Raw genomic sequence first — 15,142 nt, forward strand, 5'->3', positions numbered from 1 at the left:
CACCACCGCGTCATCTGCGCGGACCAAACCCTCGTCATAGACCGCCACTCCAGGAAAAGCGACCGGAGATTGCACAGACGACGGGAGGTTTTGGGGATGGAATGCAGGCAAATTCAAGACCGTTTACTCCGCGGGCAGTCCATGCGTCACGCGAAACAGGCTGCGATCCTGCGCGCGCTTTTCCGGACGATGGCGCGTCAGGGCCAGAATAAAGCCCGCAGTGACGCAGATCGCTGTCATGGACGAACCGCCATAGGAGATCAACGGCAGGGTCATGCCCTTGGCCGGCAGCAGCTGGAGGTTCACGCCGATATTGATGATCGACTGAATACCGATCTGCAGGACCAAGCCTGCGACGGCAAACCGGTTGAAGTCGTTCTTCTCCTTGTAGGCATGGGATAGGCCGCGAAGGACGAGGACCGCGAAAATGCTGACGAGCACCATGCAGAAGATGACGCCGAACTCCTCGGCCGCCACCGAGAATATGAAGTCGGTATGGGCGTCAGGGATGATGCGCTTGACGATACCCTCGCCCGGACCGACGCCGAACCAGTTGCCGTGAATGATCGCTTCCTTGGCGGTGTCGACCTGGAACGTATCGCCCTCACCCGTCATGAATTTATTGACGCGCTGCGCCACGTGATCGAAGACGTAATAGGCCGCGACAAAGCCACCTGCGCCAAGGCCACCAAGGACGATGATCCATAGCCATGGCATGCCGGCCATGAAAAACATGCCGCCCCATACTGCGGTCGTCAGGATCGTCTGACCAAGGTCCGGCTGGGCCACGAGCAGTGCGACGACGATGCCGAAGAGAATGATGGCGAAGAGATTGCCGGGGATCTCCGGCTGGCGCGCATGCTCGGCAAAAAGCCAGGCACAGACGACGACGAAGGCCGGCTTCATGAATTCCGACGGCTGGATCGACAGCGCCGCGATATTGACCCAACGCCGCGATCCCTTGACCTCGATGCCGAAGAACAGGGCAAAGAGCATCATCGCCAGTGAAACGACCAGCAGGATGACCGCCGTGCGCCTCACCTGCCGGGGCGTCATGAAGGAAATTCCGATCATCGCCGAAATCGCCGGGATCAGGAACAAGGCGTGGCGCTTGACGAAGTGGAAAGGCTCGAGCCCGATGCGCTCGGCAACCGCGGGCGAGGCCGCGAAGGAGAGCATGAAGCCGATACCGATCAGCAGGATGAAAAGTGCCAGGAAAACACGGTCGATGGTCCAGAACCATTCGGCCAAGGCCCCACGTTCAACGCGGCTTACCATATCATTTGCCTCCAGTTGCTGAACCGATCAGCATGGTGACGCCCTCAATCGCAGCCACATGGCTGACGAACGCGTCACCCCTGACCTCGAAATTCTTATACTGATCGAAGCTTGCGCAGGCCGGTGACAGCATTACCGCTGCGGATGGATGTTCGTCCTTGTCCGCATCGTTAGCTGCGTGCGCGACGGCACGCTCCAGCGTGCCTGAAATCTCGTAAGGCACTTGCTCGCCAAGCGTCGCCGCAAAGGCAGGCGCTGCCTCGCCGATCAGATAGGCTTTGGCGATGCGTGGGAAGAGCGGTGCGAGCGTCGTGATCCCACCTTCCTTTGGCAGGCCGCCTGCGATCCAGTAGATATTCTCGTAGCTCGAAAGCGCCGGTGCGGCTGCATCGGCATTGGTTGCCTTGGAGTCGTTGACGAAGACGACCCGACCGCGCTTGCCGACGGGCTGCATGCGATGGTTGAGACCGGGAAAGGATTTCAAACCCGCGCGGATATCGTCGGGAGAAACGCCGACTGCCAGGCATGCGGCAATTGCCGCCGCGGCATTCTGAGCATTATGGCTGCCCCGCAACGTCTGGATTCCGTCGAGATCTGATATCTCGGTCATTGCTCCGACCGATGCCTGCATGATGCGGCTGCCTTCGGCATAGAGACCATCCGCCAGCACATGCCGACGGGAAATTCGGGTGACCTTGCTGCCCGCACGCTCAATGCGATCGGCAATCAGCGAAGAATGGCTGTCATCGATACCGACAATGGCGACACCGCTACCGGCAACCAACCTCTCCTTGATATCGGCATAATGCTGCATCGTGCCGTGCCGATCGAGATGATCGGGCGTCAGGTTCAGCAGGATACCGGCGGAAGGATTGAGCGTCGGCGCCAGATCGATCTGGTAGGAAGAGCATTCGACGACATAGAAGCGACCAGCCTTTGGCGGGTCGAGCGTCAGAATGGCCGTGCCGATATTGCCGCCAAGCTGCGTGTCGCGGCCGCTCGATTGCAGGATATGGGCAATCAGCGCCGTCGTCGTCGATTTGCCGTTGGTGCCGGTGATCGCGATGAACGGGCAGTCCGGCGCATGCGCGCGACGCTCCCTCACGAACAGCTCGACATCGCCTATGACCTCGACGCCGGCAGCACGGGCAAGATCCACCGTCCAGTGCGGCTTCGGATGCGTCAGCGGCACGCCGGGCGACAAGACGAAAACCGATAGTCCGCTCCAGTCGATGGTTCTGAGATCGGCGACCGCTATTCCTTCCGCAGCCGCCTTGGCCACGCTGTCCGGATTGTCATCCCAGGCTGTGACCTCGGCGCCGCCCGCGACCAGCGCACGCGCCGTCGCAAAGCCGGAGCCGCCGAGGCCGAAAAGGGCGACCTTTTTTCCTTTTAGCGTGGTGATCGGGATCATCGACGCCTCACCGCAGCTTCAGGGTGGAGAGGCCGACCATGGCCAGGATGACCGCAACGATCCAGAACCGCACGACAACCTGACTCTCCGTCCAACCCTTCTTTTCGAAATGATGGTGGATCGGCGCCATCAGGAAGACGCGGCGTCTGGTCAGCTTGAAAAAGCCGACCTGGATGATGACTGAAAGCGCCTCAAGCACGAACAGACCGCCAATGATCGCCATAACGATCTCGTGCTTGGTGGCGACGGCAACCGAGCCGATCAGGCCGCCCAGCGCCAGCGAGCCGGTGTCACCCATGAAGATCGCAGCCGGCGGCGCATTGAACCAGAGAAAGCCGAGACCCGCACCGATAACTGCGCCGAGAACCACCGCCAACTCGCCCGTACCCGGCACGAAATTGATCGCCAGATAATCGGCAAAGACAAAGTTGCCGGCAAGATAAGCAATGACGCCGAAGGAAGCGGCCGCGATCATGACAGGCACGATGGCAAGCCCATCAAGACCATCCGTCAGGTTGACAGCATTACCGGCCGCGACGATGACGAAAGCGCCGAAGAACACGAAGAACATGCCGAGATTAAGCAGCAGGCTCTTGAAGAAGGGGAAGGCGATCGATGAGCCGAAGGTCGAGCCGGCAGGTCCGGAAGACAGCGCCGTGGTCATCATGAAATACACAGCGATAGCCGCGATGACGAATTCGATGCCGAGACGCGCGCGGCCGGAAAATCCCTTGTCGCTCTGCTTCGTCACCTTGAGATAGTCGTCGTAGAAACCGATTGCACCAAAGCCGAGGGTCACCAGCAAGGTGGCGACGACATAGACATTGGCAAGGTCGGCCCACAACAGCGACGAGACGACGATCCCCGCAAGGATCATCAGACCGCCCATGGTCGGTGTGCCGGCTTTCTTGAAGTGAGTCTGCGGACCGTCCGCGCGAATCGGCTGTCCCTTGCCCTGACGTACGCGTAGGGAGGAGATGATTCGCGGCCCGAAGAGGAAAACGATGAACGCAGACGTGAAGAGAGCGCCGCCGGTACGGAACGTGATGTATCTGAACAGATTGAGAAATCTGAAATGAGTACTGAAAAAATGAATATGGTCCGACAGTTCGGCTAGCCAGATCAGCATGCGAGCCCTTTCTAAAGCCCCTGATGGGTGTGAGTGCCCGTGTCGGAAAATGCGGGAAACTTGTCAAGCAAGCCCGCAACGATCTTTCCAAACCCCATTCCCAGCGACGATTTCACCATCAACACGTCGCCAGGGGCGACAGTATTGAGCGCGAATACCGAGAGTTCCTCCGTCGTCTCCCGATATTCGACATGAACACTTTCCGGCAGCTCATCCCTCAAAGCCGCCATCTCCGGACCCGCCAGCCAGACATGCTCGATCCCGGCCGCCAGAAGCGGTCCGGCAAGGTTTGCATGTACACGCTGGGCATAATCCCCCATTTCCAACATATCGCCGAGAACAGCGATCCGCCTGCCCGTGCGACCACCGAAACCCGCATTCGGCGATGTCGTCGCCAGCAGCGCGATAGCCGCGCGCATGGATGCAGGATTGGCATTGTAGCTTTCGTCGATCAGCGTGAAGTAGCCGTTGCCGATCGCGCGCTTATGGCGCTGTCCCCTGCCCTTTTCCGGCTGCAGGTCTGCGAGTGCATCGATAGCCTTGTCGAGATCGGCCTCCACGAGCATGACAGCGCCGAGGACGGCAAGCGCGTTTTCGGCAATGTGACGGCCCGGTGCGCCGATTGCCACTTCCATGGTCTCGCCACCGATGGTCAGCCACAGCGTCGAATTTTCTTCCGAAGCGTTGAATTCAGCGAGACGAACATCGGCCTTGGCGTGCTGGCCGAAGCTGTGCACATGTTCGATGCCGGCTGCTATGGCCGCCTGCTCCAGCATCTCGAACTGATCATTGTCGTGGTTGAGAATGGCATGACCGCCCGGCACGACGCCGTCAAAAATCTCCGCCTTGGCGGCTGCGATCTCCGTGATGCTGTTGAAATTGCCGAGATGCGCCGGTGCGATCGTGGTGATGATCGCCACATGCGGCTGCACCATCTTGACCAGAGGCCTGATTTCCTCGGGATGGTTCATGCCGATTTCGAAAACACCGAAGTCAGTATCTTCCGGCATGCGCGCAAGCGTGAGCGGAACACCCCAGTGATTGTTGAACGAGGCAACGGAGGCATGAACTTTGCCCGAGGGTTCAAGCGTACGCCGCAGCATCTCCTTCGTCGTCGTCTTGCCGACGGAGCCGGTGACGGCAATGATCTTGGCCTGCGTCCGCTGACGGGCCGCGACGCCCAGTCGCGCCAGAGCCGCCAAGACATCCTCGACGACGACCTTCGGTACGGCAAGGCTGCCCATGGCCGGCAAACGCGCTTCGCTGATCACGATGAAGGCCGCGCCATTCGCCATGGCGATATTGGCATAGTCATGGCCGTCGACACGATCGCCCTTGATGGCAAAGAAAGCCTCGCCCGGCTTGATGGAACGACTGTCTATGGAAATGCCCGTAATGCCCTGAGGCAGCGTTCCTATGAAGCGGCCCGAGATTGCGGTGATCAGATCCTCAGTAGTCCATAGCCAGTTCAAGACTTCAATTCCTCCAATGCTTTGCGCAGTTCGGCGTGGTCCGAGAACGGCAGCGTCACGCTGCCGATCGTCTGACCTTCCTCATGCCCCTTGCCGGCGACAATCAGCGTATCGCCGGATTTCAGCATGCCGACCGCCTTGCGGATCGCCTCGGCGCGATCGCCGATCTCAGTAGCACATGCAGCAGCCGCCATGATCTCGGTACGGATGGCACCCGGATCTTCCGAACGCGGATTGTCATCGGTGACCACGACGACATCGGCGAGACGGCAGGCAATTTCACCCATGATCGGGCGCTTGCCGCGATCTCGGTCGCCACCGCAGCCAAAAACAACGATCACCCTGCCCGTCGTGAACGGCCGTACCGAATTCAGAACATTTTCCAGAGCGTCCGGCTTGTGAGCGTAGTCGACATAGGCCAAAGCGCCGTCGTGCGTATGGCCGACGAGCTCCAGACGGCCGGATGCACCGACAAGCTTCTCGAGCGCTGCCATGGCGACCGATGCAGCGACACCCGTTGAAATGGCAAGACCAGCCGCAACAAGCGCATTAGCGACCTGGAAGTCACCGGCCAGCGGAATATGGATCTCGAAAATCTCATCGCCGAAATGAACTTCGGCAATCTGCTTGTGGCGGAAATGCTCGACGCGCTTCAGTGTCAGAAAATCACCCTTGCGCCCGACCGTGCGCACATCCTGCCCGGCGTCGCGAGCGGCGGCAATCGCTTGGGCCGACCAGGCATCATCGGCAAAAATCACTGCGGGCGAGCCCTTCGGCAACAAATCCCTGAACAGCCGCATCTTCGCGGCCATGTAGTCCTCGACCGTGGGATGATAGTCCATGTGGTCGCGACCGAGATTGGTGAAGGCCGCGGCGGTAAGCCTGACGCCGTCGAGGCGGAATTGATCGAGGCCGTGGCTGGATGCCTCCATGGCCGCGTGGGTCACGCCTTCATCGGCAAGTTCGGCAAGCAGTTCGTGCAGCGATGCCGGATCCGGCGTCGTCAGCGAACCATATTCATTGCGGGTTGGTGAAACGACACCCGTCGTGCCGATCATTGCCGCCGGGTGACCGGCAAAAGCCCAGATCTGCCGCGTGAAGGACGCGACGGAGGTCTTGCCGGCGGTACCGGTTACCGCAACCATGGTTTCCGGCTGTCGCCCATAGAAGTGCGAGGCGGCTATCGCCAGAAAGCGGCGCGGCTCAGAAACAGACAGCAACGGCGCACCATTTACGGCGGCTCCGGGACCGGCGACGATAATGGAAGCTCCGCGTGAAATCGCATCGGCGATGAAGCTCGCGCCGTTTGCCTTCGTGCCGGCGACGGCGACAAAGGCCATGCCCGGCGAGACGTTACGGCTGTCGGCGGAAATGCCGGTTATTTCGAGATCGCCAAGCGCTCCGCCAACCTGTGTGTTGATTTCCGGAAATCCATCTCCGGCGATATCCCGCAGTTTCATCGACTATACTTTTCGCTTTTGATCGACCCACCCTCTCGCGAATCGACCCGTGTATTCTTCCACGCTTAATAAGACGCCAGCAAGGCCGAGTCATCTTTTCCAAAACTGGGCTGCACTCCGAGAATCGGCGCCGAACGGGCGACGATATCACGGGCGATCGGCAAGGCTGTGTAGGCTGAAATCGTCCCGCCGCCGCGCTCGCCGCTCTTCGGCTCGTCAATAAAGGTCATGACGATGTATTGGGGATTGTCGATCGGAAACACCGCCATGAAGGTATTGAAGTTCAGCGTATTGGAATATCGGCCGTTGACCACCTTATCGGCCGTGCCGGTCTTGCTGCCGACATTATAGCCGGGAACGCGGGCGTTACGACCCGAGCCCCTGGTGCCGTTGAATTCGAGCAGGTAGCGGATGTCATCGCTGGTGCTCTTCTTGACGACCATTCTGGCGATTGCGTCAGCCTGGTCGCGCGTGCGCGGCAGGAAGGTCGGCTCGATCAGCTTACCGCCATTAACGAGTGCCGCTCCCGCGACCGCTGTCTGCAGAGGTGTCGTGGAGACACCGTGACCGAAGGAGATCGTGATAGAATTGATCTTCTTCCAGACGCGTGGCTGCGACGGCATTTTCACCTCGGGCAATTCGGTCTGCATCTTCGAGAGCAGGCCGATGCGGGTGAGGAATTCCTTGTGACCATCGATACCGACGATATCGGCAATCTTGGCCGTGCCGATGTTCGAGGAGTACTGGAAAATTTCAGGAACGGTCAAAACGCGACGCTGGCCGTGGAAATCCTTGATGGTAAATCCGCCGATGCGGATGGGGTTGGTGGCATCGAAGGCATCGCGCAACGTTACCTTGCCGTCGTCGAGCGCCATGGCCATGGTGAAGGTCTTGAAGGTCGATCCCATTTCGAACGTGCCGTTCGTCATGCGGTTGAGCCAGCCTTCCGTAGCGCCTTCGTTGGGATAGTTCGGATCGAAGTCCGGCGCCGAAGCCATGCCGAGAACCTCGCCCGTGTGGACGTCGAGTATCGCCGCGCCTGCACCCTTTGCCTGGAAATTCTTGACCGCATTGACGACGGCATCGCGGACGATGCCCTGCACACGCAGATCGATCGAAAGCTTCACCGGCTGGAGGGGCTGGCTGTTGGTCATACCGGCGGCAGCAAGGTCGGCAAGTCCCTGATCGTCGATATATTTCTCCATGCCGGAAACACCGCGATTGTCGATGTTTACGTAGCCGAGAATATGGGGGGCGGTAGAGCCGCCCGGATAGAAGCGACGCTTCTCGGGGCGGAAGCCGATGCCGGGAATACCGAGCGCCAGAATCTGGCTCTGCTGCTTAGGCGTCAGCTGCCGGCGGAGCCAGGCAAAATGCGAGGTCTTGGCGGAAAGTTTCTTGTAGGTGGATTTTGCATCGAGATCCGGCAGAACCGTACGCAACTCCTCGACAGCTTCATCGGCGTCGATAATCTTGTTCGGCTCGGCAAACAGCGAGACGGTACGGATGTCGGTCGCCAGCAGCGCACCATTGCGGTCGACAATGTCAGGGCGCGAGGCCATCAGACGATCCGGCGGCAGGATGCTGGATGTGGTCTCCGGTGGCGTCATGGCGAACTGGGCGAGCCGGCCACCGATCACGCAATAGATGGCGATAAAGCTGCCCACCAACAGAACGACGCGGCTTCTGGCCTGATTGGATTTACGCTTGCGAGCCCCTTCGAACGTCGAACGGGAAGAGCGATCGTTCGGCCGATTGTTGCCGTCGGTGGAGAAGTGCGCCTTGCTCTTCAAGATCATGATACGGGAGAGAAAAGACATTATTCCTCCACCGATCCGGTTGCGATATTGTCGACATCTGGCTTCTTGCGTTTAGCCAAAGCAGGCGACTTGGGTCGTGGCGCAGGGGCGGCTGCCACATCGGCGATAGCCTTCCTGATCTCCGCATCGGTCGTGTCACCGTTTTTCGATGCCACAACGGTATTGCCCTTGGAACCGGTTGGCTTGCCGGTCTTGGTGCCATCCTTCGCATCCGCCACGATCGGAGGCGGGACCTGCGAGCGCAGCATCGGTAGCTCGCTTGGCTGAACGATCGCCGTCGAGAGGGTCGGCTGCAATTGAAGCTCGTTGCTGTAATTGTTGACGAGACGCTCGAGACGGTTCGGCTGCGAAACGAGCGCCCAGTCCGCCTTGAGGAGTTCGATCGTGTCCTTCTCAAGCTTGATATCGGCCTCGAGGCGATGAACCTCTTCCAGCTTCAGCTCGGCTCGGTGCTTGATCGTATAGGTCACGCTGGCCATCGCCGTCATGACGCCAATCAGCACGATGTCAAAAGTCTTCAGCATTTCACCCCCCGAGCTTTCCGAGACTGGCGAGATTGGGCAGATCGAAGATAGAAAGATCTGCAATCTCCGCCGGCGCCAACGTGCGAACCCCCGCCCGCAATTTGGCTGAGCGTGCGCGCGGATTGAGGTCCGCCTCGGCATCGCTCGCAGAAATCATCGACTTGCCGACCGGCTCGAAAGTCGCCGGCCGCTCAGTTACAACAGGCATATGACGCGATCCGACGGCCCGGCCGGAGCGATCCGCAAAGAACTTCTTGACGATCCGGTCTTCCAGCGAATGAAAGGTCACAACGACGAGGCGGCCACCCGGCTTGAGCGCACGCTCGGCTGCAAACAGCGCCTGCGCCAGCTCGCCAAGCTCATCATTGACGAAGATGCGCAGGGCCTGGAAAACCCGTGTGGCGGGATGGATCTTGTCCTTGGCCTTGCGCGGCGTCACAACTTCGATCAAACCGGCCAGATCGCGGGTGGTAACGAAAGGAGCCTCGGCGCGGCGCTTCTCGATCGCATGGGCGATGCGCGGCGCCTGCTTTTCCTCACCCAGAAACACGAAGATGCGAATGAGATCGGCAAGCTTGGCGCGGTTGACGACATCGGCTGCCGACACGCCGTTCGCTGACATGCGCATGTCGAGCGGGCCATTCTTGTTGAAGGAAAAACCACGCTCCGCTTCATCGATCTGCATGGAGGAGACGCCGATATCGAGGACGACACCATCAAGCCCACCTTCCGGAGCATGATCTGCAAGCTGCGAAAACTGCGACTGAATGAGCTTAAGCCGGCCTGCATGGGCAGCGACAAGCACCTGCCCCGCCGCAATCGCCGTCGGATCGCGATCAAGCGCGATAACTTCGGCGCCGCCAGCCAGAATGGCCGAGGTATAACCGCCAGCCCCAAAGGTTCCATCGAGAATGACCTTGCCAGGCAATGGGGCCAGCGCCTCGATCACCTCCGAAAGAAGAACCGGAATGTGGCGAACCGGTCCGCCATCGGCATCAGTAGAACCTCCGCCTGAATTCGCCGCCATTCCGTTTCCCCGCTCTATTCCGAGCGCCTGCCCGCCAGCCTGCGCTCCTCTCGTGCCTGCGCCTGCAAGGCCAGGAAAGCCTCCGGTCGCCATAATTGAAAATGATCCGCCCGTCCGACGAATGTCACATCGCCTGATATGCCGGTGAAGTCGCGGATGAAATCCGTAATCATCAACCGACCTTCCGCATCGAGCTTCATAAAGACCCCGCCCCCATGAATGAGGAGCGACATCTGGTTCGCCGCCGGCGAAAAAGGATCGTCCGCCGCAATCTGCCGCTCGAAACGATCGAGCAGATCGAGGCCGCCGACACTGATCGCCGGAAACACAAAATCCTGGAAACAATACAGCTCCTGGATATTGCGTTCGGCCAGCACGGAACGAAACGCCGCAGGCACGGAAACCCGCCCCTTGGCATCGATCCGGTTGGTCGCATTCGACAGGAAGCGGTTCATGACGCGAAACACCCGTCCCCCATGTTCCGCGAGCAATCATTCGCCCGCAGACACAGCCAAAATCGGACACAGCTTCGCAAGCCGAAAGAGCGAACACCCCTTCGACACCCCCGGAACGGGAGCAATCATGGCTTTGCGATGATTGGGCTCTGATTTGCCCGTATGCAGTGTTCTTTTGGGATACCATGGGACCATATGGGCGTCAATGGGATGAAGCCGCATCAGGCGCGGCCACAGCTTGAATATTCATAAGCCGTTAAGTTTAACGAAAGGTTAGGAATGCCTTCAGCCGACGTCTCGAAACGGATTGTTTTCACAGGCGAAAACTCTCACCGGCAATCGTTGGAAACCCCGGAAATCCAGGGCGTCCAAGCGCCCTCGGAAATATTTTCGGAGAGCAGAAAACGCCTTGTTGAAAGAGCGTGTTGATTTGCCAGTTGGCCTGTAAGCCGGGTTCTGTATGGCTCCGGCCGAGACCGGAACGTGGCAGCCATTCATCTGGGACGGCGCTTGCGCGACGCCTCTTGCAACCCACCCGGATGACCGGCCCGGAAACGGGCTGGAGCGCTTGCGCGCCCCGCGTCATCCCTATTCGGTTTTGCTCCCGGTGGGGTTTTCCGTGCCGTCGCTGTTTCCAGAGACGCGGTGGGCTCTTACCCCACCCTTTCACCCTTACCCGATCCTGAGACCGGGCGGTTTGCTTTCTGTGGCACTTTCCCTGAGGTTGCCCTCGCCGGACGTTATCCGGCACCGTGTTTCCGTGGAGCCCGGACTTTCCTCACCTCATCGTCTTTCGACATTGATGAAGCGCGGCTGCCCGGCCAACTGGCACTGGCTCATTAACCGAGACGGCTGGCAATTGCCACCGAAATATGTGGCGCCGCAGCGCTCGACATCAATTACGGAAATGCGCAGAGAAATCTGTGCTGTAGCCTTCGTCCTTGATTCGACCTGCAAGCAACAGCTCCGCTCCCAGCCGTCCGATCTCGTCCGAGCTCTTCGCGGCCGTGCCGCAACCGCCCGTCAAGACCGCAACACGCGGCGACGACGTGTAGCCGATCATCGGGTAGCCTGATGGTGAGTAGGAAACCGCGCAGGAATTGGTGAAGGCGGGCGGGCGGGCGACGCTTGGAACGAGATCGTGGAATATCCGCACCAGATGCTCGCGTGCCTTGTCACGACCGGCGGTGCGGAACCAACTGCGCAATTCGGACTCGGTTTCGAACTGCAGGTCATCCGGATCGCCGCCGATCTTGATGTAGTATTTGCCATCCGGGTAGAGGATCGGCGGCAGCATGTAGATGCTGTCGACGTCATCAGGCCTTACCGATATCAGCGACGGCATGCCGGAAAGTGCCTCTGCCTCTCCCTCGCTCACCTCGAAAAAGGTGACCGTGCGGCCATAAACCTTCATCTCAACAGGTCGCGGCAAGAGATTCTCGGCAATGGAGAATCCGCCGGCAGCCAGCAGCACCTTCTCCGCGCTGAATGTCGAGCCTTCGGCGGTGGTGACAACCGCGAGTCCATTCTCGTCGCGGATCGACTGGGCCGTCTGCTTGATGACCCGTGCTCCCGCCTTTTCCGCCAGCAGGGATTGCGCCTTCACCAGCCGCCTTGGGCTGATATAGCCGGCGCCGTGAGGCTCATAGACCCCTTCGCTTGCGGGTGCGAACGAGAAAAACGGAAACTTGGCCTGGAGCCCGGCATCGTCGAAAATCTCGGACTGAACGCCCAGCCGCCCTGCAGCGTCAACGACGTCACCGACATAATCATTGTCGCCGCCCCGCTTCGGTCCTGCCACCAGGCAACCGACGGGAGCATAGAACTGGATGCCGCTATCCCGTTCGATTTCCGCATAACGGCTGATCGAACGGTTCGCGAGGCGAGCCCAATCGGTATCGGGATCGATGGTGCGGGTAATGCGGCCTTCGTCATAGTGGCTGCCGAAGACGCCCTGATGGCTGGCGCGATCCTCGGGCTCGTCCGGCCCGATAACCGCAATGCCATCCGTTTGCCTCGCGAGATGACGGGCAGCAGCAGCTCCCATCATTCCTCGACCGACGACGATGAACCTGAAATCCGCTGCCATGCTATGTCCCTCGCAATTCACTGCGGGTTCGATAGCATGGAAAACAAGGCCACCCTACCCGCAATGTGGATAGGATCGCATGTCAATCCAGAAGCGCCAAGACCTTGCCGCAATAGCGCTTCGAGATCGGGTTCATCCGCGTCGCGCCATGGCCGGCATTGTATTTGAGGATGGTATTGCAGGTAGCGCCGCCGCCGAGATTCTGCGCCATGGCAAGATACTTCATGCCGAACTTGATGTTCGTCTCGGGATCGTAGAGCCCTTTGGTGCGGCCCGAATAGCCCATCAGCCGGGCAGTCGCCGGCTTGATCTGCATCAGGCCGATTTCTCCAGCGCTCCCGCGCGTCTTTGCATTGAAATTGCTTTCAATCTGGATGACCGCGGTCGCCAATTCAACCGCCACGCCATTCTGCTTGGCATATTTGGCAATCAGTGCGGAGTAGCCATTCTGCCGGACGAAGGAATTTTCTACCTGCCGTAATTCGGCGGGAACATTCGGGACCGGAAAGCCGGTGGTGCGGCTGACGGTCTTGAGCGGAACCGTTCGCTGCTTCGCATCACGCTGGCCTGCAAAGGCAGAATCATTCCCTACGAGCAGCACGCCAACGCATGCTGCAGCCGCAACAATCAAATTTTTCATGTAGTCTTTTGTCTCCAGGCGCGGGACCGCGGACAGCGTCAAGCCGTCACGTCCGGCTGGAGGCAAAAAGAGCCGCCGGAGTGCACAGTCCCCATTAGTCGTTACGACCGCGCGACACACAAAACCAAACTGCGCGGCCGCCGTTTAGCGAGCGTGGTTAGACCAGTGCAATGCGGAGATAATAGGGAAATGATGTGGCGCAGCAGGGGGTTACGCGGTTTTCGACTTATAGCCGGCTATAGATATTGCCGCCCTCGGCCACTTTCTTATGAGAAACGAGGCAATGCCGACAGAAGGCGGTGAAGCGTATCGATCGTCGAAAAATCGGCGATACCGTCGACGCGCTCGGGACGGAAATGGCGCTGGAAAGCCTCCACTTCTCCCTTCAGCTTTTCCGAGAATTCGCCTGTGATTTCAGTTCCGTACCCATAGAGCGACAGCATGGACTGCAGGGCCTCGATAGGCTGCCCCACATCCCCCTTCTGGAAAAACCGTCCGCCCGTGATCGGCGTCGGCTCCACCCAGTGCCCGACACCTGCCGCAGCCAGCCGAGCCCAGGGGAATTTCTCGCCCGGATCGACCTTGCGTACAGGGGCGACATCGGAGTGTCCAAGCACCCGTTCAGGCGCGATTGCCCAGCGTTGGCCGCAATCGCGACACAGTTCGATGACCGCTTCGATCTGCGCATCAGGGAATTCAGGCAGCCCGCCGGGATGGCCGGCATTGGCGATTTCAATGCCGATCGACAGCGAGTTTATATCAGCCTCGCCGTGCCATGCGCTCTTGCCTGCATGCCAGGCGCGGCGCTCTTCCGGCACGAGCTGCATGACCCGTCCATCCTCGAAGATGAAATAATGGCTCGATACCTGGCTCTCGCTCCGACAGAGCCAATCCAGAGCACCTTCCGCAGTCCCCATGCCGGTGTAATGCAGAAGGATGATCTCGGGTTTGCGCCCATCCTGCCGCTCGCCATGGTTCGGCGACGGCTGTACCTTGGCGCCCGCAAAGTCGGCCGGGAATGCACTCATGCCGCGCGGCGTTCTTTCTCGATCTCGGCGTAAGCCGCATTCAGGGCCGCCATGCGCTCATTGGCTATGGCCTGGAACTCTTCCGGCACGCCGCGCGAATAGAGGCGGTCTGGATGGTTCTCATAGACGAGACCATGATACCGGCGACGGATCGTCGGAAAATCGTCCTGACGCGATACGCCCAGCACCCTGTAGGGGTCACGGCCACCGGCAATCACGTGGCGAGCCATGATCTGGTCGAACCGCTCTTCGCTCATATGGAATATCTGGGCGACATGCTGCAGGAAGGCCATCTCACTTTCGTGGATCAGCCCGTCGGCCTTGGCGATATGGAACAGACCGTCGAGCACGTCTTCCAGTACCGGGCAATCCTTGGTGCAGGTCTCGCAAAGGGTCGAGAGCCGCTCCGCATAGGCCTCGTAGCCAGCCACATCCTGCCGAGCAAGATTGTAAAGCCGGGCAACGTTTTTGGCCTGATCCGGCGGGAACTCGAAGATCTCGCGAAACGCATTGACCTCCTTTTCCGTCACCACGCCGTCTGCCTTCGCCATCTTGGCAGAAAGCGCGATGATTGCGACGGAAAATGCCACCTTGCGGCGCGTTTCAGGATCACCCTCGAACACGGTGCGGATAGCTTCGACCACCGCCGACAGGGCATTGCCGGCAGTGCTACCGATAGCATTCAGCAATTTTTCCCAAAACGACATATGTAGTCCAAACGGCTCCGTAAACAGTAGAATACCTTGATCAAATAATGGTTGCCATTGCAAGCTGTCCATTCGTCGCAAGGCCGAAAACACTTTTCA

At 59.6% G+C, this 15,142-nt stretch carries 13 protein-coding genes and 1 other RNA gene; all 14 read right to left on the bottom strand.

What is annotated here, in order from left to right:
- Positions 1-123: 123 nt before the first annotated feature.
- Entirely contained in the window at positions 124-1,278 is a 1,155-nt protein-coding gene (gene ftsW / locus ACQZ6F_RS08265) for a putative lipid II flippase FtsW (RefSeq protein ID WP_077469050.1), read from the bottom strand.
- Between the two features lies 1 nt (position 1,279).
- Positions 1,280-2,692, bottom strand: coding sequence for a UDP-N-acetylmuramoyl-L-alanine--D-glutamate ligase (murD, locus tag ACQZ6F_RS08270; RefSeq protein WP_449092149.1), 1,413 nt, complete (start codon positions 2,690-2,692; stop codon positions 1,280-1,282).
- Positions 2,693-2,699: 7 nt separating this feature from the next.
- Positions 2,700-3,821 carry a phospho-N-acetylmuramoyl-pentapeptide-transferase gene (gene mraY / locus ACQZ6F_RS08275; protein WP_077469054.1) on the bottom strand — a complete coding sequence of 374 codons (1,122 nt, stop codon included), beginning with the start codon at positions 3,819-3,821 and terminating at the stop codon, positions 2,700-2,702.
- Between the two features lie 11 nt (positions 3,822-3,832).
- A complete protein-coding gene (locus tag ACQZ6F_RS08280) occupies positions 3,833-5,293 on the bottom strand; it encodes a UDP-N-acetylmuramoylalanyl-D-glutamyl-2,6-diaminopimelate--D-alanyl-D-alanine ligase (protein WP_449092148.1) in 1,461 nt (486 codons plus the stop codon).
- A complete protein-coding gene (locus ACQZ6F_RS08285; RefSeq protein WP_449092147.1) occupies positions 5,290-6,753 on the bottom strand; it encodes a UDP-N-acetylmuramoyl-L-alanyl-D-glutamate--2,6-diaminopimelate ligase in 1,464 nt (487 codons plus the stop codon). The genes ACQZ6F_RS08280 and ACQZ6F_RS08285 overlap by 4 nt, the downstream gene beginning before the upstream one ends.
- A 65-nt stretch (positions 6,754-6,818) precedes the next feature.
- Complete coding sequence (locus ACQZ6F_RS08290; RefSeq protein ID WP_077469059.1) at positions 6,819-8,573, bottom strand: peptidoglycan D,D-transpeptidase FtsI family protein; 1,755 nt, start codon at positions 8,571-8,573, stop codon at positions 6,819-6,821.
- Positions 8,573-9,097 carry a cell division protein FtsL gene (ftsL, locus tag ACQZ6F_RS08295; RefSeq protein WP_068398382.1) on the bottom strand — a complete coding sequence of 175 codons (525 nt, stop codon included), beginning with the start codon at positions 9,095-9,097 and terminating at the stop codon, positions 8,573-8,575. Before ftsL ends, ACQZ6F_RS08290 begins: the two co-directional genes overlap by 1 nt.
- Before the next feature lies 1 nt (position 9,098).
- The gene (rsmH, locus tag ACQZ6F_RS08300) at positions 9,099-10,124 is read right to left on the bottom strand and encodes a 16S rRNA (cytosine(1402)-N(4))-methyltransferase RsmH (RefSeq protein ID WP_449092146.1); all 1,026 of its coding nucleotides are present in this window, start codon (positions 10,122-10,124) and stop codon (positions 9,099-9,101) included.
- A 14-nt stretch (positions 10,125-10,138) separates the two neighbouring features.
- A complete protein-coding gene (gene mraZ / locus ACQZ6F_RS08305; RefSeq protein WP_034476995.1) occupies positions 10,139-10,579 on the bottom strand; it encodes a division/cell wall cluster transcriptional repressor MraZ in 441 nt (146 codons plus the stop codon).
- A gap of 429 nt (positions 10,580-11,008) precedes the next feature.
- Positions 11,009-11,408, bottom strand: an RNA gene (rnpB, locus tag ACQZ6F_RS08310) — RNase P RNA component class A.
- A gap of 66 nt (positions 11,409-11,474) precedes the next feature.
- Positions 11,475-12,668: an NAD(P)/FAD-dependent oxidoreductase gene (locus ACQZ6F_RS08315; protein WP_449092145.1), complete on the bottom strand. Its 1,194-nt coding sequence runs from the start codon at positions 12,666-12,668 to the stop codon at positions 11,475-11,477.
- 82 nt (positions 12,669-12,750) lie between these two features.
- Positions 12,751-13,308: a lytic transglycosylase domain-containing protein gene (locus tag ACQZ6F_RS08320; RefSeq protein ID WP_077469067.1), complete on the bottom strand. Its 558-nt coding sequence runs from the start codon at positions 13,306-13,308 to the stop codon at positions 12,751-12,753.
- Positions 13,309-13,574: 266 nt separating this feature from the next.
- Positions 13,575-14,336, bottom strand: a complete 762-nt coding sequence (locus tag ACQZ6F_RS08325) for an N-acetylmuramoyl-L-alanine amidase (protein WP_077469069.1) — start codon at positions 14,334-14,336, stop codon at positions 13,575-13,577.
- Positions 14,333-15,043: a J domain-containing protein gene (locus ACQZ6F_RS08330; RefSeq protein WP_068398364.1), complete on the bottom strand. Its 711-nt coding sequence runs from the start codon at positions 15,041-15,043 to the stop codon at positions 14,333-14,335. Before ACQZ6F_RS08330 ends, ACQZ6F_RS08325 begins: the two co-directional genes overlap by 4 nt.
- Between the last annotated feature and the right edge of the window lie 99 nt (positions 15,044-15,142).

Source organism: Rhizobium sp. A22-96 (genome assembly GCF_053521805.1).